This window comes from Serratia sp. BIGb0163, assembly GCF_024809935.1.
Classification (GTDB): Bacteria; Pseudomonadota; Gammaproteobacteria; order Enterobacterales; family Enterobacteriaceae; genus Serratia; species Serratia quinivorans.
In genome coordinates this window covers 813,461-836,879 of sequence record NZ_JANUDZ010000001.1, presented here as the reverse complement: position 1 = coordinate 836,879, position 23,419 = coordinate 813,461, and the positions used below count along the sequence as shown (strand labels likewise).

The 23,419-nt window shown below is 55.7% G+C and carries 20 protein-coding genes; 9 read left to right on the top strand and 11 right to left on the bottom strand.

The annotated features are described in order from the left end of the window. Position 1 precedes the first annotated feature (1 nt). Together M2406_RS04045 and M2406_RS04040 are read right to left on the bottom strand one after the other, a co-directional pair. Entirely contained in the window at positions 2–454 is a 453-nt protein-coding gene (locus tag M2406_RS04045) for a GNAT family N-acetyltransferase (protein WP_259188795.1), read from the bottom strand. 122 nt (positions 455–576) lie between these two features. After that, positions 577–2,094 carry a PLP-dependent aminotransferase family protein gene (locus M2406_RS04040; RefSeq protein WP_012006441.1) on the bottom strand — a complete coding sequence of 506 codons (1,518 nt, stop codon included), beginning with the start codon at positions 2,092–2,094 and terminating at the stop codon, positions 577–579. Between the two features lie 294 nt (positions 2,095–2,388). On the opposite strand from M2406_RS04040, the gene M2406_RS04035 reads away from it, so the two are divergent. From M2406_RS04035 to M2406_RS04010, 6 genes are all read left to right on the top strand, one after another. Next, positions 2,389–3,105 (top strand): gluconate 2-dehydrogenase subunit 3 family protein, encoded by a 717-nt coding sequence (locus M2406_RS04035; protein WP_259188794.1) that lies wholly within the window; start codon positions 2,389–2,391, stop codon positions 3,103–3,105. Then, on the top strand, positions 3,106–4,884 hold the full coding sequence (locus M2406_RS04030; protein WP_259188793.1) for a GMC family oxidoreductase: 1,779 nt from the start codon (positions 3,106–3,108) through the stop codon (positions 4,882–4,884). An 18-nt stretch (positions 4,885–4,902) separates the two neighbouring features. After that, positions 4,903–6,183, top strand: a complete 1,281-nt coding sequence (locus M2406_RS04025) for a cytochrome c (RefSeq protein ID WP_259188792.1) — start codon at positions 4,903–4,905, stop codon at positions 6,181–6,183. A 325-nt stretch (positions 6,184–6,508) separates the two neighbouring features. After that, complete coding sequence (gene phoP / locus M2406_RS04020; RefSeq protein ID WP_012006437.1) at positions 6,509–7,180, top strand: two-component system response regulator PhoP; 672 nt, start codon at positions 6,509–6,511, stop codon at positions 7,178–7,180. A 5-nt stretch (positions 7,181–7,185) separates the two neighbouring features. Further along, positions 7,186–8,643, top strand: coding sequence for a two-component system sensor histidine kinase PhoQ (phoQ, locus tag M2406_RS04015; RefSeq protein ID WP_112362598.1), 1,458 nt, complete (start codon positions 7,186–7,188; stop codon positions 8,641–8,643). Positions 8,644–8,727: 84 nt separating this feature from the next. Further along, positions 8,728–9,849 (top strand): cupin domain-containing protein, encoded by a 1,122-nt coding sequence (locus M2406_RS04010; protein ID WP_112362589.1) that lies wholly within the window; start codon positions 8,728–8,730, stop codon positions 9,847–9,849. A gap of 50 nt (positions 9,850–9,899) precedes the next feature. On the opposite strand, the gene M2406_RS04005 is transcribed toward M2406_RS04010, so the two are convergent. Further along, complete coding sequence (locus M2406_RS04005; protein WP_012006434.1) at positions 9,900–10,988, bottom strand: malate/lactate/ureidoglycolate dehydrogenase; 1,089 nt, start codon at positions 10,986–10,988, stop codon at positions 9,900–9,902. An 85-nt stretch (positions 10,989–11,073) separates the two neighbouring features. After that, a complete protein-coding gene (pepT, locus tag M2406_RS04000) occupies positions 11,074–12,303 on the bottom strand; it encodes a peptidase T (protein WP_259188791.1) in 1,230 nt (409 codons plus the stop codon). A 361-nt stretch (positions 12,304–12,664) separates the two neighbouring features. On the opposite strand from pepT, the gene M2406_RS03995 reads away from it, so the two are divergent. Beyond that, the gene (locus M2406_RS03995) at positions 12,665–14,224 is read left to right on the top strand and encodes a PTS transporter subunit EIIC (RefSeq protein ID WP_017892497.1); all 1,560 of its coding nucleotides are present in this window, start codon (positions 12,665–12,667) and stop codon (positions 14,222–14,224) included. Between the two features lie 25 nt (positions 14,225–14,249). Further along, positions 14,250–15,635, top strand: a complete 1,386-nt coding sequence (locus M2406_RS03990; RefSeq protein WP_259188790.1) for a glycoside hydrolase — start codon at positions 14,250–14,252, stop codon at positions 15,633–15,635. Positions 15,636–15,651: 16 nt separating this feature from the next. Here the strand turns inward: M2406_RS03990 and M2406_RS03985 are convergent, their stop codons facing one another. The 7 genes from M2406_RS03985 to M2406_RS03955 all read right to left on the bottom strand — a co-directional run bounded on the left by M2406_RS03985 (position 15,652) and on the right by M2406_RS03955 (position 22,210). Beyond that, entirely contained in the window at positions 15,652–16,365 is a 714-nt protein-coding gene (locus M2406_RS03985) for a MurR/RpiR family transcriptional regulator (protein ID WP_017892496.1), read from the bottom strand. A 114-nt stretch (positions 16,366–16,479) separates the two neighbouring features. Next, a complete protein-coding gene (gene cobB / locus M2406_RS03980) occupies positions 16,480–17,316 on the bottom strand; it encodes a Sir2 family NAD+-dependent deacetylase (protein WP_012006429.1) in 837 nt (278 codons plus the stop codon). A gap of 11 nt (positions 17,317–17,327) precedes the next feature. Next, positions 17,328–18,248, bottom strand: a complete 921-nt coding sequence (gene nagK / locus M2406_RS03975) for an N-acetylglucosamine kinase (protein ID WP_259188789.1) — start codon at positions 18,246–18,248, stop codon at positions 17,328–17,330. A gap of 55 nt (positions 18,249–18,303) precedes the next feature. After that, a complete protein-coding gene (lolE, locus tag M2406_RS03970; protein WP_012006427.1) occupies positions 18,304–19,551 on the bottom strand; it encodes a lipoprotein-releasing ABC transporter permease subunit LolE in 1,248 nt (415 codons plus the stop codon). Beyond that, positions 19,551–20,255 (bottom strand): lipoprotein-releasing ABC transporter ATP-binding protein LolD, encoded by a 705-nt coding sequence (gene lolD, locus M2406_RS03965; protein ID WP_012006426.1) that lies wholly within the window; start codon positions 20,253–20,255, stop codon positions 19,551–19,553. Before lolD ends, lolE begins: the two co-directional genes overlap by 1 nt. Further along, entirely contained in the window at positions 20,248–21,450 is a 1,203-nt protein-coding gene (lolC, locus tag M2406_RS03960) for a lipoprotein-releasing ABC transporter permease subunit LolC (protein WP_012006425.1), read from the bottom strand. Before lolC ends, lolD begins: the two co-directional genes overlap by 8 nt. A gap of 118 nt (positions 21,451–21,568) precedes the next feature. Further along, the gene (locus M2406_RS03955; RefSeq protein ID WP_026142320.1) at positions 21,569–22,210 is read right to left on the bottom strand and encodes a transcriptional regulator; all 642 of its coding nucleotides are present in this window, start codon (positions 22,208–22,210) and stop codon (positions 21,569–21,571) included. Positions 22,211–22,296: 86 nt separating this feature from the next. On the opposite strand from M2406_RS03955, the gene M2406_RS03950 reads away from it, so the two are divergent. Next, entirely contained in the window at positions 22,297–23,280 is a 984-nt protein-coding gene (locus M2406_RS03950; protein ID WP_259188787.1) for a threo-3-hydroxy-L-aspartate ammonia-lyase, read from the top strand. The last annotated feature ends 139 nt before the right edge of the window (positions 23,281–23,419 follow it).

Sequence of the window (23,419 nt, the reverse complement as noted above, 5' to 3'; positions counted from 1 at the left end):
GTTAACGTTCGTAAATAATAAACGAAGTTCTTTTACCTATTTTATCGTACAGCGAACGGGCCGGAGAATTATATTCCTGCGTCGCCCAATAAACCCGATCGCAACCCCTTTCATCCGCCAACCGATAAGCCTGAACAAATAATTTTTCAGACACTTTCTTGCCGCGTGCCGCGGGTGAAACATAGAGATCTTCAATATAACAATAGCCGACAGAACTCCAGGTTGAAGGGTGGAATATAAGATTCATCAATCCCAACAGCTTGCCGTCTTTATCTTCCGCCACCAGGCCATAAACCTGCGATTCTTCACATAAACGTTCGAAGGTATGGTCGGTAACCTGCGCCGAAATATCCGCCCGATAAAAATGAAGATATCCCTGCCAAAGCTCCAACCATTGTGACTTATCATCGGTTTGTATTCTGCGCACTACTACTTCATTGTTTACTGGATGCATGTTGCCTCACGGGTTTTTCTAAGAAAAGTAACGTAATACCAACAGGATACACCGGTCAACGCAGCCTGAACACAGACCAATTAATAACAACAAGCAGACCAATTTTAGCGACCTGACTGCCTTTAGCCTGGCACCGGTAACGAATCAAAAATGCAGGATAACTTTTTGATAAATTTTACAATCTCGTCGGGTGTATAGGCAGCAAAGCCAAATACCAACGCCCCTTCACTTGGCGAATGGGTATAAAAATCAATCAGCCCGTAGACCCTCATGTCCTGCGCTGCGGCAGCCTGAATCAACCGCCGCTCGGTAGCCGCGTCCTTCAATGGGCAAACCAATTGCAGCCCGCCCTGCGGTAACCGTGGTTGAGTCCAGGCGGCAAGATACTGATGCACCGCCGCATGCAAAATCTCCAGCCGGGCCTGATATATCTTGCGCATATTCCTTAAATGTTCGGCATAGAAATCTTCATTGATAAATTTAAATAACGTCATTTGCGGCAGGGCCGAAGTATATCCATCCTGGAATTGTTTGGCGGCCACCATGGGTTTAATTAGCTGTGGCGGAACAATAAGAAAACCAATGCGCAATCCTGGAAAAAGGCTTTTACTGAAAGTACCGATATATAAAGTTCGCTGATATTGATCCAGCCCCTGCAAGGCTGCGGTAGTCAGGCCGTTATAATTGAATTCAGAATCGTAATCATCTTCGAGGATCCAGGCCTTTTCACGCTGCGCCCATGCCAACAGTTTTAATCTTCGTTCAATACTGAGTGAATGCCCCAGCGGATAATGGTGGGACGGCGTAATATAAACGCCCCGTCCGCCCTCTTCGGTGTTTATTAACGCATCAATATCCATACCGCAGGGATCCACCCCTATCGGCTGGGCGATTAATCCCGCCGACTGAACCAACTTTTTAGCACCCTGATAGCCGGGTTCTTCCACAAAAACCCGGTCGCCGGGATTAAACAGCACCTGAGTACACAGCGAGAGCGCCTGCTGGGAACTGGTCACCACAATCACCTGTTCCGTGCCGGCTTTAACCCCTCTTTCGCGCCGCAGATACTCGATGATTTCCTCTCTCAACTCCACCAGCCCCTGAGGATCGGCGTAACCCAGCAGGTATTCCGCCCCCTGTCGCACCGCCTGCCTTTCCAGTTGCAGCCAGCTGTCGATGGGGAACAAGCGCAAATCGGGCAATGAGGGGGTCAATGAGCCGCTGCGGCGAGTATGTGGAGCATGGGCGGCAATCAGCAAGGAACGGCCATGCGCACTCAACTCCCGCTCCACCAGCAAGGCCTGGTCGGTGCTGTCAGTGGCCAGCAGTTCACGACCGATCAGGGTGTCTTGCTGGTAGCTGACAAAGCTACCGCGCCCAACGGCACGGGCAATATAGCCCTCCGCTTCCAGTTGGGCATAGGTCTGTTCGACGGTATCGCGTGAAACCGCCAATCGAGCCGCCAGAACCCGGCTGGGCGGCAACTTTGCCAGGTAGCTCAGTTCGCCCGCCGTCACCTGCTGTTTGATTGTCAGATGCAGCGCAGCCTTACGCGTCATTCCTTGTCGTAAATGCTGAATAAAGCTTGCCTGTATCGCATCTGGAGAAACGTCCTGCTGGCTGTCACCGCTGTGTTTCATGCTATTGCGTCTCTGAGATCTTCCGTACCGCTGGAGGATAAACCAGCGCTGGAGATGTTGAATAATTGATCTAAATCAATCTAATTGTGAACAAAATGTTTTGAAACAGATCATCCATTGTTTCATTCAGAGCGCCAGCTCTAAACTAATACAACCATACCAGTAGCTTGCTACTAATATGGTTATCTACTTTTAATTACCCATCCCCGCCTGTTTGCCGCTGCTGGATAGCAGCGGTGTAGGTCTGTATTGCCTGCGCGGGCATTTATTGTGAAGCATGTTCAAGGTGGAATTATGTCACAACAGCACAACCCTACGCCGCCCCGGCGTAACTTTCTCAAAAAGACCCTGGCGTTAATCCCGTTGGCTGCCGCCGGTAGCAGCATTCTGGCACTGGATGCCAAGGCCGCCCCCGCTGCCGGTGTAGCGGATCACTATGTTCCGGCCTATTTCAACGCCGACGAATGGCGTTTTCTGCTGGCGGCCTGCGATCGGCTGATCCCCACAGACGATAACGGCCCCGGCGCAGTCGATCAGGGCGTACCGGTATTTATCGATCGGCAAATGGAAACCCCTTACGGCCACGGCGGCTTGTGGTATATGCATCCGCCGTTTGTTCCCTCCCCACCACAACTGGGTTATCAGTCCAAGCTGACGCCGCGCGAAACCTACCGAATCGGCATTCACGAAATCAATGCGCACTGTCAGCAACAGTTCCAAAAGGCGTTTGCCGCTCTCGAACACGCCGAGCAGGAACAACTGCTGGCGGCGCTGGAGCACGGCCAGTTGGATTCTGAAGACTTGCCCGGCAAGGCATTTTTTGACCAGTTACTCACCAACACCACGGAGGGCTATCTGGCCGATCCGCTGCACGGCGGCAACCAGACGCTGGCGTCATGGAAAATGATCGGTTTCCCCGGCGCGCGTGCGGATTACACCGACTGGGTCAATCGTCCCAATCAGCCTTATCCCCTCGGCCCGGTCAGTATCTCAAGCAAAAGGAATGCATAAATGAGCGCAATTAAAAAGCCACCGGTAGACGTGGTCATCGTCGGATTTGGCTGGACCGGCGCCATCATGGGAATGGAATTAACCGAAAGCGGTTTGAGCGTGCTGGCGCTGGAGCGTGGCGAGCAACGCGATACCTACCCGGACTTTGCCTATCCGCGCATTGCCGACGAACTGACCTACGGCATTCGCATGAAACTGATGCAGGCAATGGCCAACGAAACGGTCACCGTGCGCCACACCCCGGCGGATTTCGCCGTGCCCTACCGTCAACTGGGCTCATTTTTGCCGGGTAACGGCGTTGGCGGTGCCGGCGTCCACTGGAACGGCATGCATTGGCGGGCTTTGCCCTCCGACTTAAAGCTACACACCACCCTCAACGAAAAATACGGTGCCAAGTGGATCCCGGAAGGCATGACGCTGCAGGACTATCCGTTGAGTTACCAGGAGCTGGAACCTTACTTCGACAAGTTCGAAAAGGTCTGCGGCACCGCGGGTAAAGCCGGCAATCTTCGCGGGCAAATCATCAAGGGCGGCAACCCGTTCGAAGGGCCACGCAACAGCGAATACCCCACTCCGGCGCTGAAACGGCTCTATTCCGGTTCGCTGTTTGCCCCCGCGGCGGAATCACTGGGTTATCACCCCTTCAGCGTGCCCGCCGCCAACTGCTCCGAACCTTACACCAATCCCTATGGCGTACAGCTCGGCCCCTGCAACTACTGCGGTTACTGCGAACGTTTTGGCTGCTTTATGTATTCCAAGGCCTCGCCGCAGAGCACCATCCTCCCGGTGCTGACCCAACGTAAAAACTTTGAGCTACGTACCCGATCGCAGGTAATCAAAGTGAATCTGGACAGCACGGGCAAGAAAGCCACCGGCGTCACCTACATCAACGCTCAGGGGCAAGAGGTGGAGCAACCGGCCGATCTGGTGATCCTCAGCGCCTTCCAGCTACATAACGTCCGCCTGCTGCTGCTGTCCGGCATTGGCAAACCTTATAACCCGGTGACGGGAGAAGGCGTGGTCGGCAAGAATTACGCCTATCAGATGAACAGCAATATTTCGCTGTTCTACGACAAGGATACCCACTTCAATCCCTTTATCGGTGCCGGGGCCGCCGGTACGGTGATCGACGATCTGAACGGTGAGAATTTCGATCATGCCGATTTGGGCTTTATCGGCGGCGCCTATATCTCCGCCACCCGCACCGGCGGCCGACCGCTGCAGCAGATGATGCTGCCGGCGGGCACCCCAACCTGGGGCAGCGGCTGGAAACAAGGCATCAAAGATAACTATCTGCACAGCATGAGCATCAACTCCGAAGGCTCGGTGATGCCGTACCGCGATTGCTATCTGGATTTGGATCCTACTTACAAGGACGGTTACGGCCTGCCGCTGTTGCGCATGACTTTTGACTGGAAGGACAACGAGATCAAAATGACCCAGCACATCACCGGCAAAATGGTGGATATTGCCAAAGTGATGAAACCCAAGCAGATGTCGGTATCGGTGATGAAAGCCGGCGATCATTACGACGTGCGGCCTTACCAGTCGACCCATACCACTGGCGGGGCCATTACCGGCGATAATCCGGCCACCAGCGTGGTGAATAAATACCTGCAATGCTGGGACGTGCCAAACGTGTTTGTCACCGGTGCCTGTGCCTTCCCACAGAATCTGGCCTATAACCCCACCGGCATCGTTGGCGCATTGGCCTACTACTCGGCAGAGGCGATCCGCACCCAGTATTTGAAAAATCCCGGTCCCCTGGTTCAGGCCTGAGAGCATAAGGAGCTTCACATGAAAGGACTTACCCCCTCGCTGCTGGCGCTGTTGATGCTGGGTGCCACCACGGTGCAGGCGAACGACGATCCGCAACTGGCGGCCCGGCTGCAACACGGGGAATACCTGGCGCGCGCGGGAGACTGCGCCGCCTGCCATACCGGCCCCGGCGGCCAGCCCTTTTCCGGCGGTCTGAAAATGACCACCCCGGTCGGCGCTATCTATTCCACCAACATCACGCCGGACAAGCAAACCGGCATTGGCGAATACAGCCTGCAGGAATTCAGTGACGCGTTACGCAAAGGCGTTGCTCGCGACGGCACCCGGCTCTACCCCGCGATGCCCTATCCTTCGTTCGCCAAAATCAGTGATGGAGACATACGCGACCTCTACCTGTATTTCACCCGACAGGTTAAACCCGTGGTTCAGCAAAATAAGGACAGCGGTATCCCCTGGCCGCTGAGTATCCGCTGGCCGCTGGCCCTGTGGAATCTGGCCTTTCGGGAGGACGGTACCTATCGGCCGGACGTGACAAAAAGCCTCGACTGGAATCGCGGCGCCTATCTGGTTCAGGGGCTGGGCCACTGCGGCTCCTGCCACACGCCGCGCGGTATCGGCTTTCAGGAAAAAGCGCTCAGCCAGAGCGACGACGCCTATCTGAGTGGTGGCACGCTGGAAGGCTGGCATGCTGCCAACCTGCGGGCGGACGCCGTGAGCGGCCTCGGCCGCTGGAGCGCGGAAGATATTACCCGTTTCCTGAAGACCGGCCATAATCGGCGATTTGCCGCTTTCGGCTCAATGATTGACGTGGTGCAAGATAGCACTCAGCACCTGAGCGATGCCGATTTACGCGCCATCGCCGGTTATCTGCAATCATTGCCGACCGTCAATAAGGAAAAGCCGCTGGAGCTGGATGGAGGCACGGGCAAAATGCTGCTAAACGGTAACGTCAGTCAGCCGGGTGCCCAGACCTATCTGGATAACTGCGCCGCCTGCCACCGCAGCGACGGTCAGGGATATCGCGATACCTTCCCGCAGTTGGCGCTCAACCCGGCGCTGTTAAGCGACGATCCGTCCTCGCTAATCAGCATTATCCTCAAGGGTTCCCGCACGCCGGTGACCGTCGGCGCGCCAACCGGGCTGACCATGCCGGACTTTGGCTGGCGCCTGGACGATGAGCAAATTGCTCAGCTCGCGACCTTTATTCGCCACAGTTGGGGCAATGATGCATCGGCGGTGACCGCCGCTCAGGTGCAGGAGATCCGCAAAAACAGCGTCACCAAACCAGAGCATCCTTAAAATCTGCCAGGGGCCCAGCCGATTGGGCTCCTGTCTTTTTCTCACAGCCCTTCTCGTTTAAGTTTGGTTTAACTTCTCATGGGCATTGTTTATCCAACGTTTATTGGACGTTGCCGATAATGACCACTCACCAAAAATCGATAGCGCTTATTTCCTGCCAAGGCTCTGCGTCCCTTGCGGTAAATGCCGGTTATACCTACCATAACGTCAATATCACGATCAGATGGCCAAGGTTGTTGCACGCTATCCCTCACACGCTGCCGAGCGTGTTACCTTTACAGCGTGGGTGACAGGATGTTCACCCGCAGATTTACAGGAGTCCGCCATGCGAGTACTGGTTGTTGAAGATAATGGTTTACTGCGCCACCACCTCTCCGTACAGATGCGTGAAATGGGTCATCAGGTTGATGCAGCAGAAGATGCCAAGGAAGCCGATTATTTCCTGCAGGAACATGCGCCGGACATCGCGATTGTCGATCTCGGCCTGCCGGGTGAAGACGGCCTGAGTCTGATCCGCCGCTGGCGCGCCCACCAAATGAAATTACCGATCCTGGTGCTGACCGCCCGTGAAAGCTGGCAAGACAAGGTAGCGGTGCTGGAAGCCGGTGCCGATGACTACGTCACCAAGCCGTTTCATTTGGAAGAAGTGATTGCCCGCATGCAGGCGTTGATGCGCCGTAACAGCGGCCTGGCTTCCCAGGTGATCGTCTTGCCGCCGTTCCAGATCGACCTTTCGCGCCGGGAGCTGAGCGTCAACGAACAGCAAATCAAACTGACCGCGTTTGAATACACCATTATCGAAACCTTAATCCGCAACGCCGGTAAAGTGGTCAGTAAAGACTCGCTGATGTTGCAACTGTATCCGGATGCCGAGCTACGTGAAAGCCACACCATCGATGTACTGATGGGCCGTTTGCGTAAAAAGGTGCAGGCCGAATACCCGCAGGAAGTGATCACCACGGTTCGTGGCCAGGGCTATCGTTTTGATGCGAAGTGAACATGATGTTCAACAAAAATAAAAAGCCTTTTTCCCTACGAGCCCGCTTTTTGATGGCTACCGCCGGGGTGATCCTGGCGCTGTCGCTGTCCTATGGTCTGGTCGCGGTCGTGGGTTATATCGTCAGCTTCGACAAAACCGCTTTCCGCCTGCTGCGCGGTGAAAGCAACCTGTTCTTCAGCCTGGCCCAGTGGAAAGACAACAAGCTCACCATCGCCATTCCGCCCGATATCGATCTCAACTTCCCTACCCTGGTGTTTATTTACGACGATAAGGGCAAGCTGCTGTGGAGCCAGCGCCAGGTACCGGAACTGGAAAAACGGATCAACAAAGAGTGGCTGGAAGAGTCCGGTTTCTACGAAATTGACACCGATACCCGCATCAGTAGCGAAGTCCTGGGTAACAACCCCAAGGCGCAAGATCAACTCAAAGACTATGACGACAACGACCAGAATGCGCTGACCCACTCCGTGGCGGTCAACACCTACGCGGCGACCGCAAGATTGCCGGCGCTAAGCATCGTGGTGGTCGACACTATCCCGCAAGAGCTTCAGCGTTCAGACGTCGTCTGGGAATGGTTCAGCTATGTGTTGCTGGCTAACCTGCTGTTGGTGGTGCCCCTGCTGTGGCTGGCGGCCTATTGGAGCCTGCGACCGATCCAGGCGTTGGTGAATCAGGTCGGCGAACTGGAAAACGGTGAGCGAGAACAGCTCGATGAGAACCCCCCCAGCGAACTGCGCGGGCTGGTACGCAATCTGAATATTCTGGTTCGCAACGAACGTCAGCGCTATACCAAATATCGCACCACGCTTTCCGATCTGACCCACAGTCTGAAAACCCCGTTGGCGGTACTGCAAACCACATTGCGCTCACTGCGCACCGGCAAGCAAACCACCATCGAGGAAGTCGAGCCGATCATGCTGGATCAGATCGGACGTATCTCTCAGCAAATTGGCTACTACCTGCACCGCGCCAGCATCAACTCCGGGCAAACGGTGCTGACACGCGAGATCCATTCGGTACCGGCCCTGCTGGACAGCCTGACGGTGGCGCTGAACAAGGTATATCAGCGCAAAGGCGTGGTGATCACGCTGGATATCTCGCCGGAAGTGACCTTTATGGGTGAAAAAAACGACTTTATGGAAGTGATGGGCAACGTACTTGAAAATGCCTGTAAGTACTGCCTGGAATTCGTTGAAATCACCTCCCTCCACTCCGATAAATATCTCACCATCGTCATCGATGACGACGGCCCGGGTATTCCGGAAAGCAAACGCGAGTTGATTTTCCAGCGCGGCCAGCGGGTAGACACTTTGCGCCCCGGTCAGGGCTTGGGATTATCGGTAGCGGCGGAGATTATTGAGCAGTACGACGGCTCCATTACCATCAGTGACAGCCCGCTGGGCGGCGCACGTATGCAGGTCACTTTCGCTCGTCAGCACGACTCCCACCATAACGAGTAAATTCTGTTGCTCAGGCCCCGATCCACGGGGCCAAACTTCCGTTATAATCGCACTCAGGCTCACTCCTCTATCCTGGAATAGAACATGGATTATCAATTAGATCTGGACTGGAACGATTTTTTGCAACGTTATTGGCAAAAGCGTCCGGTGATTCTGAAGCGTGGCTTCAAAAACTTTATCGATCCGATCTCCCCGGATGAGCTGGCTGGGCTGGCGATGGAAAACGAAGTGGACAGCCGTTTGGTTAGCCACCAGGACGGCCGCTGGCAGGTCGCTCACGGCCCATTTGAGAGCTTTGACCACCTGAGCGAGAACAACTGGTCGCTGCTGGTGCAGGCAGTCGATCACTGGCATGAGCCTTCCAGCGCGCTGATGCGCCCGTTCCGCCAACTGCCGGACTGGCGGATGGACGATCTGATGATTTCGTTCTCGGTGCCGGGCGGCGGTGTTGGCCCGCATTTCGATCAGTACGACGTGTTTATCATTCAGGGTACCGGTCGCCGTCGCTGGCGCGTGGGTGAAAAAGTGCCGATGAAGCAGCATTGCCCGCACCCGGACCTGCTGCAGGTTGAACCTTTCGACGCCATTATCGATGAAGAAATGGAACCGGGCGATATTCTGTATATTCCGCCGGGCTTCCCGCATGAAGGCTACGCGCTGGAAAACGCGCTGAACTACTCGGTGGGCTTCCGCGCACCGAATGGTCGTGAACTGATTAGCGGTTTTGCCGACCACGTGCTGGCACGCGAACTGGGCAGCAAACGTTACAGCGATCCGGATATTCAACTGCGTGAGCATCCAGCGCAAGTGCTACCGCAGGAAGTCGACGCCCTGCGCCAGATGATGCTGGATCTGGTTGAGCAACCGGAACACTTCCAACAGTGGTTCGGCGAATTTATCTCCCAGACGCGCCACGAGCTGGATGCCGCGCCGCCGGAGCCGCCTTACCAGGCAGGCGAAATCTACGAACTGCTACAGCAGGGCGAGCCATTACAACGTCTGGGTGGCCTGCGCGTACTGCGCGTTGGTGATCAGTGCTTTGTGAACGGCGAACTGATGGATACCGAGCATCTGCAGGCTGTCGATGCCATGTGCCAGAACTTCAGCGTTAATGCCGCCCAGTTGGGTGACGCGGTGGACGATCCGTCGTTCCTGGCGCTGCTGACTGCACTGATCAATAACGGCTACTGGTATTTTAAAGACTGAAGCTGAAGTCATTCTGATAAGGCCACCCGCCCCCAGGCGAGTGGCTTTTTTTATGCTCGCAGCGCCTGTGTCAGGTAAGCATCTAGCTCCTCGTCCGGCATGCCCGCCTGTCTGGCTGCCGCACAAATCTGCTGCCAGGTATTGGCATCTATCGGGATCCCCTGTTGCAAGCGTTGTTCGCGATTCGCCTCTTCCCACTCCCCCGGCACCTCAATCGGCCGACCGTCACTTGGCGGTGAGGCTTTCACCCAGTCAATAAACGCCTCAGCCTCGCTTTGCATCTCAGGTGCCGCAAAGGCCTCAGGGTTGAGGATAATGGTGGTCATACAGTTGAAAATGGCGTCGCTGTTGGATTTCAGCGTAGCACTATGGGTAGTTCTCCCGCCCGACAGTGCACCGCCGAGGATCTCGCACAGGGCGGCCAGCGCATAACCTTTATGCGCACCAAAGGGCAGCAGCGAACCAAACGGCTGCTCGTGCATCACTTTGGGTTCGTCTGTGGGTTGTCCATGCTGGTCAATCAGATAACCCGGCGCGACGGTCAGACCTTTGTTGTAGGCCACGCGGGTTTTACCAAAAGCGATGCCGCTGGTGGCGAAATCCAGCAGCAGCGGCTTTTTACCGGGACGGGGGAAAATAACGCAGAAGGGGTTGGTACCAAAGCGACGATCGCTGCCGCCAAAGGGTGCCACCATAGGGTCGCCCACGACATTGACGAAGTGAATGGAGATAAAACCGGCGCGTGCACACTGTTCAGCCCAGTGGCCAATACGGCCGATGTGATGCGAATTGTTTAATGCCACCGCCGCCAGCCCCAGTTGCCTGGCTCGTTCGATGCCTTTATCCATCGCCTCACTGGCGACCACCTGGCCGAAACCCTGACCACCGTCAATCGTCAGGACCGCACCGGCGTCGCGTACCACCTGGGCATGAACGTTAAGCTGTAAATGCCCCTGCGCCAGCGACGCCATATAGCTCGGGATCATGCCGACGCCGTGGGAGTCGTGGCCGGCCAGATTGGCCTGAACCAAATGTTCGGCCACTAGCCCGGCCTCTCGATCGGTACTGCCGGCATGGCGCCAAATCGCCTGCACAAACTGCTCAAGACATTGGCGATCGATACGGTGTTCAGTGCTCATGATACGGCTCCTGGTGCGGAAAATATGTTCTACACTAGGAGCAAATCATTGTTACGGCAAGCAATTATAATAATCGCAATCGGGGCTATTTGGCGCGTTCTGCCGTCAGCGCAGCGATGCGCATAATCACGGCCACTGCTTGCTCCATCCCTTCAAGGGAAACAAACTCATGCTTGCAATGATAGTTATAACCGCCGGTAAACAGATTCGGACAAGGCAGACCGCGAAACGATAACTGAGCGCCGTCGGTACCGCCGCGAATCGGCTTCATCACTGGTTCAATATCGCACTCGCGCATGGCCTGTTGCGCCAACGCAATCACATGGGGATGTTCTGCCACCTGTTCGCGCATGTTGTAGTAGCTGTCTTCAATCGTCACTTCGATATAACAATCCCGCGGCAGACCTTTACCCACCTGCTTGGCTACCTCAAACATCCGGCGCTTGCGGGCCTCGAAACCCTCACGCTCGAAATCACGCAGAATATAGTGCATTTCGGCGCGCTCGACGCTGCCCTTGAGGCTGCTGAGATGATAAAACCCCTGATAATCGGCGGTGGTTTCCGGCGTTTCATCCGCCGGTAGCGCCTGCTGAATACGGGTTGCCAGTGACAGGGCATTCACCATCACCCCTTTAGCGCTCCCAGGGTGAACATTATTGCCGACAATTTTCACCGTCACCGACGCCGCATTGAAGTTCTCGCATTCCAACTCACCGACACCACCGCCATCTACGGTATAGGCCCACTCGGCGTTGAATTGTGCAACGTCAAAAAATCGTGCGCCCTTGCCCACTTCCTCGTCCGGCGTAAAAGCCACGCGAATATCGCCGTGGGGGATATTGCGTTGCTGCAACCGCACCATGGCGGTCAGAATTTCGGCAATACCAGCCTTGTCATCGGCACCGAGCAGCGTTTTGCCGTCGGTAGTGATCAACGTCTGCCCCAGCATCTGGTGCAGGATCGGGAACATCACCGGCGATAACACCTCATCGCCAATGCCCAATGCAATATCGCCGCCGCGGTAACTTTCGACGATCTGCGGGTTAACGTGTTTGCCGGTAAAATCCGGTGAGGTATCCAGGTGAGAAATAAACCCGATGGCCGGTACGGACCAGGCAACGTTGCCCGGTAAAGTGCCCATCACGCAGCCATGCTCGCTGAGCGACACCCGTTCAAACCCCAGTTCAATCATTTCTTGCTGCAACGCGCGCGCCAGCTTCATTTGCCCGTCGGTACTCGGCACATGTTTGACGTTCGCTTTGGATTGCGTGTCGAATGAGACGTAGTTAAAAAATCGATCTAGTAGTTTATCCATGGTATCCGCCCTCAGAATATCGCGTTTCATTATGCGGAACCGATCAGGATCAAATATTGCGACAGGTCATTTTTAGCCAGATTTAACGGAAATCATTAAACCTTGTGATGATTTCTTTCATTGACCAGGCCGCTACGGCAGAAGTTATCGCCAGCCACGGCTTCTGATGTGTGATCTTCTTCACGACGGGTACCGGTTGTCAGCCACTGACCACCAGTGCCTATTTCCGCTGACTAATTGCATCACCGGATCTTTCCTCCTATAACTTAGCCAAGGCAGAGTTTGCCTCTTTCTCTTTCGCCATCCCAGGGAGCTTTATCGTCAACGTCGTTATCCATTAAAATATAAAAAAGGAACTGACATGAAAGGTATTATCGATAATATCTTGAGCAAGCTGCAACTTTTTTCCAAAGCCATGATGGGGCCGATATTCTTCTTGCCGGTTATTGGTTTAATCCTGGCATTAAGTTCTATTCTTACCAACGCCACACTGGTAAATGAAAACTCCGGGATTTTCCATGTGGGGAAAATGCTCGGCGATACCTTCTGGCCATTATTTGGTAATCTCGGGTTAATATTCTGTATCGGTATTACCTATGGACTAGCCAGGGATAAAAAGAGCGAGGCCGCATTGGTGGCGGTAATGTGCTTTATCATGTTCCTCGGCGCCAACTCGTCTTATCTGCAGCTTAGTGGCCACGTAGCGCAAAAAATCAACGGCGAATTTTACGGCACCGGGCAAACCGAACTGCTGGGTTTCACCGTGGTGGATATGGGCATATTCCTCGGTCTGATCCTCGGCATCACTATCGCCTGGGTACATAACCGTCTGTGTAACGTCGAACTGAACGGCGTGTTATCGGTTTATGGCGGTTCCAAACTGGTACTGATCGCCATGACGCCGGTGATTGTGCTGTATGCCATCGCCTTCAGCTATCTGTGGCCGGCTATCTCGCACGGTCTGATCTCGCTGACCGGCTTTATGAAAAGCTCCGGTTCGCTTGGCGTATTCGTTTACGGTTTCTTCGAGAAATTCCTTATTCCCACCGGGCTGCATCATTTTATCTGGTCCCCGTTCCAGCTCACCAGCATCGGCGGTTCGATCGTGCAGGATGGCCACACCGTTTCTGGCTCACAGGCGATTTTCCTGGCCTATATGCGCGACCCGAGTATTTCGCCGCTGATGAATGAAGCACTGCGCTTCTCGCAGCAGGGTATGGTGACCATCTTTGGCCTGTCAGGCGCAGCGCTGGCCTTTTACCACACCGCCAAACCGGAAAAGAAAATGCTGGCCAAGGCGATCCTGATCCCGGCCATCACCACCTCGATTCTGGTGGGCATCACCGAACCGATCGAGTTCACCTTCCTGTTTATTTCGCCGCTGCTGTGGGTGATCCATGCGGTGCTGACTGCGCTGTCGCAGGTTGCCTGCAATCTGTTCGAAGTGCGGCCCTGGGGAGCCAGCGGTCTGATTGAGTTCCTGGTGTATAACCTGCCGTTGCCGGTGGCCCTCACTCGCTGGCCGCTATATGTCGTGATTGGCCTGATTCAGTTCGCCGTCTATTACCTGGTATTCAAAACGCTGGTGCTGAAGCTTAATTTAAAAACGCCGGGCCGCGAGGATGACGACGAGGTCAAACTTTATTCAAAACAGGAGTATCAAAATAGTAAAAGCACGCCTAATGAATTGAGTGGAATAATTATTCGCGCGCTTGGCGGTAAAGACAACATTATTTCCGTCGACAACTGTTTCACCCGGCTCAGGGTTGAATTAAAAGACATGCAATTGGTAGATGAAGCGGCATTAAAAAGTACCGGTGCCAAAGGCGTGGTGAAAAATAGGCGTGAGGTTCAGGTTATTTATGGTGTCACCGTTGGCAAGGTCAAAAACCAGGTCGAGAAGTATTTAGCAGCACTCTGACATTTATTAATTTGGGAGATATTAAATGAAATTAACCGTTCTGGGCGGCGGCGGCGTGCGTTCGCCGTTCCTGGCCAAATCTATCGCCTACAACGCCCACCGTATCGGCGTCACTGAAGTGGTGTTTATGGACACCGATCAACATAAACTGGCCATCTACGGTGCCATCGCTCAGGGGGTATTCCAGCGTATTCGCAGCGATATCGCCTTCAGCCTGACCAGCGATGCGCATCAGGCATTGAGCGGTGCAGACTATATCATCACCACCCTGCGTATCGGCGGCGAAGAGGGGCGTATTGATGATGAACGCATCGCGCTCAACCATCAGGTTCTGGGGCAGGAAACCACCGGTGCCGGCGGCTTCGCCATGGCAATGCGTTCAATCCCGGCGATTATCGATTACTGCCGACTGATCGAACAGCTGTCGTCACCCGACGCAGTGCTATTCAACTTCACTAACCCTTCCGGCATGGTGACCGAAGCTATCATCAAGTCAGGCTTTAAACGCCAGGTGTACGGTATCTGCGATGCGCCCAGCGAGTTTATCCGCGAACTGGCCGAGCTGTTGAGTTGCCGCGAGAGTGAATTGAGTATCGACTGCTTTGGCCTGAACCACCTGTCCTGGTTCCGCAATGCCAGGGTCAACGGTGAACCGGTAACCGAACGGCTGCTGGCGGACCCGCGCCTGTACCGCGACACCTGCATGAAATACTTCTCACCGGAGCTGGTCGAACTCTCCGATAACCTGATGCTCAACGAGTATCTGTATTACTACTACTATCGCGAGCAAGCGATCGCCGCTATCGTCAGCGCCGGAGAAACCCGCGGCGAGCAAATTGCGCAGATCAATCGGCAGATGCTGGCAGACCTGGCCGAGCTGGACATCCCGAACCAGCTGGATCAGGCCTTCAGCCTCTACTTCAGCCATTATCTGACGCGCGAAAACTCGTATATGCAGCGCGAGTCCAACCAGGGCAAGGTGAAAGAGCGCACCATGCTGACGCTGCAACAGTTTATCGAACAGCCGGACAGCGGTGGCTACGCCGGGGTGGCGATCGATATTCTGGAGGCGGTGAACAGCGGCCAACAAAAACGCGTGGTGGTGTCGATGCAAAACAACGACACGCTGGACTTTCTGCATCCTGAGGACGTGATCGAAATCAGCTGTGAACTAAGCAGTGCGGGCATTCACCCGGTGAAAATGCGCGATATTCCCGATACGCAAAAAAACCTGATCGCTCGGGTGAAAGAGTACGAACGGTTGGCAGTAGAAGCGATTCTTGAAGGTAACCGTAAAAAAGCCATCAAAGCCTTGATGGTGCACCCGCTAGTGAATTCTTACTCGCTAGCGAAAACGCTGGTGGAGGAGTATCTGCAGGCCCATCGGCAATATGCCGAACACTGGCGTTAATCCCGGCGGCGCGGCCTCAGCGGCTGCGCCGTTCAAACCAGGCCTTGATCAGGTTTTCAAACCCCAGCAGACAGTGACCAAAGAACGGGTTGGGGTAATAGATATCGTGGTCATACTTCTGCCGATCTTCATAGATAAAACTCATATCGGCCTGCTGCGCCAGCGGGCTGTCACCGTCGCCACAAAACGCCGCCAGCCGGATATCGTTACGCTTCACCGCCTCGCTCCAGTTCAATGCCGAACCACTATTGCCCGATTTTGAAATCACGATCACCATATTGAAACGAAAACGCGTCTCCCGATCGAGAATATCGAAGTCAGGCCACAGCGACAGATAGCTGTCGATGCCCAGAGTCATAAACTTGTTGTACATGTACTGCGCCACCAGCTGCGAGAAACCGCTACCGTGGATCAGAATTTTCCCCTCGTCGAGCAGATCGAGGAACTGCGCCTGCTGCTGCACGCTAACCGCCACGGGTGCCGATTTTTCAGCCAGATAGGCCGGCGCCATGGCCAGGTTGAATTTGATAAAATACACCAGCTCCAGATAGCCGCGAAATCCCAGTTTTTTGGCCAGCCGCACCACCGTTGACGGCGAGCTATAACAACGGGCGGAAAGCGCACGAATGCCCTCGTCGATGCAGGCATCGGGGTTATCGAGAATACAGTTGAGAATAGCCAGATCCGTTTTACTCAGATCCGCCTGGCTGAATACCTGTTTGAAGTTCACCGTCACCCCGTTGGCGCTATTATGACTAAAGAAGGTGGGTACTTTCTGGATGGTCAGCCCGTGAAACGGCGGGTGTAACCCCAGGGTACAAAAACTTGCCCCCTGGGGTCAAACTTATGGCTGGTCCGCTCGTGCTACCTTGCCGACCAGAAATTTATGCACAAACCGTGGCACCACTGCACTGGCCTGGCCATAGTGTTTTTCATCAAACTGGCTCTCCACCTGGCTGGGTTCCAGATTCAGCTCCATGGTATGCGCCCCGCCCAACCGGGCCTCATGCACAAAACCGGCGGCCGGGTAAACGTGGCCTGAGGTGCCGATAGCCACGAAAAAGTCGGCCTTGGCCAGCGCCTGATAAATTTCATCCATGCCCAGCGGCATTTCCCCGAACCATACTATGTGTGGCCGCAACGGTGCCGGGAACTGGCAGCAATGGCAGCGATCGTCGACGCTGAGATCTTCTGGCCAGTCAAACACCTGCCCGGAACTGGTGCAGCGCACTTTCAGCAGTTCGCCGTGCATATGCAACACTCGGGTGCTACCGGCACGTTCGTGCAGATTATCGATATTCTGCGTCACCAGCAGGAAGTTATCCCCCAGCCAGGCTTCGAGATCTGCCAGGGCACGGTGTGCGGCATTGGGCGCAATCTCCGGCGACTGCAGCTGGCGGCGACGCTCATTGTAAAACGTCTGCACCAGCTGCGGATCGCGCTGGTAACCTTCCGGTGTGGCAACGTCTTCTACCCGGTGCTCTTCCCACAGCCCGTCGGCAGCGCGGAAGGTGCGAATACCCGACTCGGCCGAGATCCCAGCCCCGGTCAACACCACGACAAACGGCTTTTTCAGCTCGGCGGCCGCCATGGTGTCGCGATGAAATATCCGCGAACGAAAGCGCTGATGCAGCACATGCTTACTCTTGCGAAACTGACACAGCCGATGGCGAGTGTGCATTAACTCTCTCCTTACTTTTCCCTGTTGTCCAAATTGAGGAACGCAGCTCCGCGCACCCCACCGGCATCGCCGTAGCGCGCCTTTTCAATCCGTGGCAACTTGGCCACCCGCAACAGATGCGCCGGCAAACGCTGCGGTAATTCCTGGTAGATCGCTTCAAAATTCGACAAACCGCCGCCAATCACCACCAGGTGAGGGTCGATGATGGTCAGCAGATTGCCCAGACATATCGCCAGCACGTCCATAAAACGTTCGACGTGAGCCACGGCCTGCGGCTCACCCGACTGATAATGCGCAATGATCTGCTGCGCAGGCAAGTGCTGCTGGTAAAAGTGGGCGTACATCCACTCAAAACCGCGGCCGGAAATGTAATTTTCGATGCAACCCTGATGACCGCAACCACAAGGAACGCGAGGAATATCACGCCCCAGCACCTCAAGGGCATCTACCGGCAGGCGGAAGTGGCCGAATTCACCGGCGATATAATTACGCCCAGAGACCACCTTGCCATCGACGATTAGCCCGCCGCCAACCCCGGTGCCGAGAATGATGCCCAACACCGTCGGATAGTGACGGAACTCTTCGTCCCAGGCTTCCGACAGTGCAAAGCAGTTAGCGTCATTATCAATGCGTACTTCACGGCCAATCAGCTCGGCCAGGTCATGCGGCAGCTTCTGCCCCATCGCCGCCGGCACGTTGGCGGTGAACACCGTGCCGTCGTCATCGTTGGGCAAACCAGGAATGCCGATGCCAACCATGCCCTTCTGGCCGCAGAACGCATCCGCTTCAAAGGTCAGGTCGCGCAACGTCGCCAGCAGTTGCTGGTAATCTTCACGCGGCGTTGGCACTCTTTTTTGCCAAATGCGCTGCAGGTCTGCGTCGAATACGCCCAGCTCAATCTTGGTGCCGCCCATATCGAAACCGTAGTACATAACCCACCCTCAGGCTAAAAAAATGGGGCGGCATCTCTGCCTCCCCTGATTTTGATTATTGTCCGCTCAACACTCGTGCCGGATCGATACGGCTGGCACGCCTGGCCGGATACCAGCTAGCCAACAGGCTGAGTACCAGCGCGGTCACCAATACAATCACCACGTCCAGCCAGTGCAGCTCGGAAGGCAGGAAGTCGATGAAGTAAATATCTCCCGACAGGAATGAGTGCCCCATCAGTTTTTCCAACCCTTTGATGATATTGGTCAGCTGCAGCGAGGCGATCACCCCGACCACCACGCCACTGACGCTGCCCACCAGCCCGGCCAACAGGCCGTACCAAATAAATATGGCGCGGATAAACCCGTCTTTGGCACCCAGGGTGCGCAGCACGGCGATATCGCCGCTCTTGTCCTTCACCGCCATCACCAGCGTAGAAACGATATTAAAGCAGGCAACGCCGATCACCAGCACCATCGCCAGATACATGATGGCGCGGATCATCTGGATATCGCGGTACATATAGCCGTAGGTGCCAATCCAGCTCTTGATGTAAACGTAGGAGTTGGTGACTTCACCGGCGTCACGCACCAGTTTGTTGGCGGCAAACACGTCGTTCACCTTGATGGCTATGCCGGTCACGCTGTCGCCCATATCCAGATACTGCTGGGCATCAGCCAACGGCACCATCGCCAGGCTGTGATCGAGCTGCCCGCTGAGCTGCAAAATTCCGGTCACGTGCAGACGAATGCGTTTGGGTTGCAACAGCTTCATTTGCGGATCGCTGTTGGGGATCATCACCGTCACATAACTGCCCTGCTTGACGCCCAATGCATCCGCAACACCCTTACCGAGGATCACCTGTTGCTCACCGCTTTTGAAATTGGCCCAGGCATCGCCCTGCACGTATTTCGGCAGCGCACTGAGCTGGTTTTCCTGCTGAGGATCAACGCCTTTGACACCGACCGCACGCAGCTGCGCGCCATTTTCCATCAGGCCGGTAAAGTTGATATAGGGGGCGGCGGCGAGGATGCCCGGCACCTTCTCCACCCGTTGCAGAATCGACGACCAGTCTTTGAACGGCTGTTTCACCGGTTCGATTTCACCGTGCGGCACCACCGCCAGAATGCGGTTTTTCAGTTCGCGCTCAAAACCGTTCATGGCACTCAGGCCGACGATCAGCACCGCCACGCCCAGCGCAATACCGATAGTTGAAATCACCGAAATCAGTGACACCATACCGCCACGCTTACGCCCACGGCTGAAACGCAGGGCCGTCAGAAAGGAAAGTGACGCGCCTGCCATTACTCAGCCCCCAACAGGGTCAACTGGGCCTGCAGATGGCCGTCAGCCATTTCCAGCTGGCGACTGAGGCGCTTGGCCAATTGCAGATCATGGGTCACCACCAGGAACGCGGTGCCCTGGCGCACGTTCAGTTCACCGAGCAGATCAAAGATGCTGTCGGCGGTGCGTTTATCCAGGTTGCCGGTGGGCTCATCCGCCAATACCAACGACGGATTATTGACCAGTGCGCGGGCTATCGCTACGCGCTGACGTTCACCGCCGGACAGTTCTGAAGGCCGGTGCTTGCTGCGTTTTTCCAGCCCGACCGCGGTCAGCATTTCCAGCGCCTTTTCCTGCGCCTGCGCCGGTTTCATGCCGCCAATCAACAATGGCATGGCGGCGTTCTCCAGGGCGGTAAAGTCCGGCAACAGGTGGTGGAACTGGTAGATAAAACCAAGCTGGCGGTTGCGCAGTTCGGCCTTGGCCGCCGAGGACAACGTATTCAGCGACTGCCCCTTGTAGACAACCTCGCCGGAGGTCGGTGAATCCAGCCCGCCTAACAGGTGCAGCAGAGTACTTTTACCGGAGCCAGAGCTGCCGACAATCGCCATCATCTCGCCCGGCTGCATGGCAAAACTGACATTACGCAGTACGTCGGTATGCAGGTTGCCTTCCTGATAAGTCTTGCACAGGTTGTCGCACTGCAACAAAAGATGGTTACTCATAACGTAAAGCCTCAGCGGGTTGTACGGCGGCAGCGCGCCATGAAGGGTAAAGCGTGGACAACAGAGAAACCGCCATCGCCGCTACGGCAATGACCGTCACCTGCAGCGGATCCACCGCCACCGGCAGCGATGCGCCGTCAATCAATGCGCCGAGGATCGGCATCAGGTTATTAAGATTGCTGGCCAGTAACACCCCGAGCAGCGTGCCGAGCAGCGAACCGATAATACCGGCGCTGGCACCCTGTACCATAAACACCGACATCACCTGTCGACGCGTCAGGCCCTGGGTCTGCAAAATAGCCACTTCGCCCTGCTTTTCCATTACCAGCAGGCCAAGGGAAGTAATAATGTTAAATGCCGCCACCGCCACGATCAGGCTAAGCAACAGCCCCATCATGTTCTTCTCCATACGCACCGCCTGGAACAGCTCGCCCTTGCGTTCGCGCCAGTCTTTCCATTCGGTACCCTGCGGCAATTTCTGTTGGCTGAGGGTATCCACCGTCAGCGGCTGCTGCAGGAACAGGCGCCAACCGGTGATATTACCGGCCGGATAGCGCAACAGGCGCGAAGCGTCCTGCTGATTGACCAGCATCTGGGTACCGTCGACTTCACTATTGGCGTGGAAGGTGCCAACCACGGTAAACAGACGCTGGATCGGAATGCGGCCCATCGGCGTGAACTGGCTGGCGCTCGGCACCATCACCCGCAGCGGATCGCCACGTTTAACGCCAAGTTGCCCGGCTAACTGTTCGCCGATGATGATGTTGTATTGGCCCGGCTGCAGCTGTTGCTGTTTGACGTTCACCAAAAACGGCGTCAGCGGATCGGCTTCGTCCGGGTTCACCCCCAGCATCACCCCCACCGCCACGCTGCGGGCGCTTTGCAGCACCACGTCACCGGTAGTCAAGGGCGCCACGCGGCTGACGCCCTGCAGGCTCTGCACCGCCGATGCCGGGATCTGTTGAGGATTGACTGACCCCTGCGGGCTAGTGATCAACGCCTGCGGCATCAGGCCGAGGATGTTGTTCTCCAGATCCTTTTCAAAACCGTTCATCACCGACAAGACGGTAACCAACGCCATCACCCCCAGCGTAATGCCGATGGTGGAAAGCCAGGACACAAACCGCCCGAAGCGGTCTGAAGCTCGCCCGCGCATGTAGCGCAGGCCAATGAATAACGCGACAGGTTGATACATGAAATCCGTTTTGTTGCCGTAGCTTAAGCGAAAGTGATCAAGGATAATAAAGGCTATACCCCGTTTAGGGAACCACCCTGACGCCTTTTATTCCGCCGATCGCGCTAACGGCAGCACGTCACCCGGCGTCACGCTTTAACAGGTTGTAAACCGACACCCGCGAAATACCCAAGGCTTCCGCCGCCATGGTGGCTGCCCCGCGCAGTTGCAGATAGCCCTGCTGCTTTAACAGTTGGAGCGCCTGAAAACGTTGCTCGGAAGAGAGCGCACGCGGAGCTGTGGCGTGCGAAGCCGCAAAGTTGTTGATCACCGAGGCGATGTCCGACAGCGAGCGCACGCCCTCGGCAACCGGCTGCGGCGTGCTCTGCACCACCGCGGTTAACTGCTGCAAAATAGCGGTGGCACTGTTGAAAATCGAAACGTCCAGATTAAGACAAATCGCTGCCACAAAAACGCCCTGACTGTTGCGCAGGCCTATTGAAGTGCTCTTGGCCGGGCGGCCGTCCGGGAAGGCATTGGCATAGTTTTGCACTACGTCTGGAAAATCCGGCGAGGCAATACGTTCCAGCCCCATTTCGCTGGCGGCGTCACCAATGTTGCGGTTAGACAGATTATTGGCGATGGCGACGATAGCATTCTCCGGCTGGGTCAGATCGTGCAGCACCACTTCGCAACTGGGGGCAAACATCACGCCCAGCGCCTGAACAATTTTTTCCGCTTCGCGCAGTAACAGCGCATTTTCCTGTCTGAGATCGCTCATTAACTTAACCATTTGACAATAACTTAACAAAGAGTAAATTAAAATTTCCGGGTAATCAATCAACCTTTCACCAGCGCGAGGTCGCCATGAGTTCAACGCCCCACTGTATCACCGCCGCCGATATCTCTACTGCCGCAGAAATCCTGGCCGGACATGCCATCCGCACGCCGGTCATGACCTCGCAGCAGGCCGATCGCCTCACCGGCGCGCAACTTTTCTTTAAATGCGAGAATTTCCAGCGCGTCGGCGCCTTCAAGTTTCGCGGCGCATACAATTCGATTGCTCAATTGAGTGATGCACAGCGCAAGGCTGGGGTGATTGCCTTCTCCTCCGGCAACCACGCGCAGGCCATGGCGTTAGCAGCGCGGGAACTGGGGGTTAGCGTAACCATAGTGATGCCGCACGACGCCCCTGCGGCCAAACTGGCGGCAACGCGCGGTTACGGCGCCAAGGTGGTGATTTATCAGCGCCACAGCGAAGACCGCGCCGCCATTACTCAGCGACTGGCGGCCGAACAGGGCCTGACCATAATCCCTCCCTATGATTACCCGCAGGTGATCGCCGGTCAGGGCACGGCCACCAAAGAACTGATTGAGGAAGTCGGTCCTTTGGATGTGTTGCTGGTCTGCACCGGCGGCGGTGGCTTGCTGGCCGGCAGCGCGGTCGCAGCGCACCACTGGTCGCCGGACTGTAGGGTGTTCGGCGTGGAGCCACAGGCGGGCAACGACGTGCAGCAGGCATTCCGCAGCGGTCATCCGGTACAGATCCCGGTACCGAAGACCATCGCCGACGGCGCACAGACTCAGCAGGTGGGCGCGTTGACCTTCCCAATCATTCAGCAGTACGTCGAGGATATCCTGACGGTCAGCGACCAACAGCTGTGTCGGCAAATGCGCTTCTTTATGGAGCGAATGAAAATGGTGGTCGAACCGACCGGTTGCCTGGCCGCAGCGGCGGCGATGAATCCGCTGCTCGATTTGCGCGGCAAAAAGGTCGGGGTGATCGTCAGCGGTGGCAACGTTGACGTCGATAAAATCGCCGACTATCTCGCCATGGCGGCGCAAGAATAACGCCATCAGGTGGTTAAACATACGCCAATAGACCGCCGCATCGCGCTTTTACCTGTGTCAGTTTACTGCCCAGTGGGCTAGTATTAGCGGGTAAAGGCGCAGCGTGATTTGTGCCAGGGCGAAATTTAACACATTGATT

Excerpts from the sequence above, each read along its gene's own strand:
- M2406_RS04045 (WP_259188795.1), bottom strand. The coding sequence starts at position 454 with ATGCATCCAGTAAACAATGAAGTAGTAGTGCGCAGAATACAAACCGAT.
- M2406_RS04040 (WP_012006441.1), bottom strand. The coding sequence starts at position 2,094 with ATGAAACACAGCGGTGACAGCCAGCAGGACGTTTCTCCAGATGCGATA.
- M2406_RS04035 (WP_259188794.1), top strand. The coding sequence starts at position 2,389 with ATGTCACAACAGCACAACCCTACGCCGCCCCGGCGTAACTTTCTCAAA.
- M2406_RS04030 (WP_259188793.1), top strand. The coding sequence starts at position 3,106 with ATGAGCGCAATTAAAAAGCCACCGGTAGACGTGGTCATCGTCGGATTT.
- M2406_RS04025 (WP_259188792.1), top strand. The coding sequence starts at position 4,903 with ATGAAAGGACTTACCCCCTCGCTGCTGGCGCTGTTGATGCTGGGTGCC.
- phoP (WP_012006437.1), top strand. The coding sequence starts at position 6,509 with ATGCGAGTACTGGTTGTTGAAGATAATGGTTTACTGCGCCACCACCTC.
- phoQ (WP_112362598.1), top strand. The coding sequence starts at position 7,186 with ATGTTCAACAAAAATAAAAAGCCTTTTTCCCTACGAGCCCGCTTTTTG.
- M2406_RS04010 (WP_112362589.1), top strand. The coding sequence starts at position 8,728 with ATGGATTATCAATTAGATCTGGACTGGAACGATTTTTTGCAACGTTAT.
- M2406_RS04005 (WP_012006434.1), bottom strand. The coding sequence starts at position 10,988 with ATGAGCACTGAACACCGTATCGATCGCCAATGTCTTGAGCAGTTTGTG.
- pepT (WP_259188791.1), bottom strand. The coding sequence starts at position 12,303 with ATGGATAAACTACTAGATCGATTTTTTAACTACGTCTCATTCGACACG.
- M2406_RS03995 (WP_017892497.1), top strand. The coding sequence starts at position 12,665 with ATGAAAGGTATTATCGATAATATCTTGAGCAAGCTGCAACTTTTTTCC.
- M2406_RS03990 (WP_259188790.1), top strand. The coding sequence starts at position 14,250 with ATGAAATTAACCGTTCTGGGCGGCGGCGGCGTGCGTTCGCCGTTCCTG.
- cobB (WP_012006429.1), bottom strand. The coding sequence starts at position 17,316 with ATGCACACTCGCCATCGGCTGTGTCAGTTTCGCAAGAGTAAGCATGTG.
- nagK (WP_259188789.1), bottom strand. The coding sequence starts at position 18,248 with ATGTACTACGGTTTCGATATGGGCGGCACCAAGATTGAGCTGGGCGTA.
- lolE (WP_012006427.1), bottom strand. The coding sequence starts at position 19,551 with ATGGCAGGCGCGTCACTTTCCTTTCTGACGGCCCTGCGTTTCAGCCGT.
- lolD (WP_012006426.1), bottom strand. The coding sequence starts at position 20,255 with ATGAGTAACCATCTTTTGTTGCAGTGCGACAACCTGTGCAAGACTTAT.
- lolC (WP_012006425.1), bottom strand. The coding sequence starts at position 21,450 with ATGTATCAACCTGTCGCGTTATTCATTGGCCTGCGCTACATGCGCGGG.
- M2406_RS03955 (WP_026142320.1), bottom strand. The coding sequence starts at position 22,210 with ATGAGCGATCTCAGACAGGAAAATGCGCTGTTACTGCGCGAAGCGGAA.
- M2406_RS03950 (WP_259188787.1), top strand. The coding sequence starts at position 22,297 with ATGAGTTCAACGCCCCACTGTATCACCGCCGCCGATATCTCTACTGCC.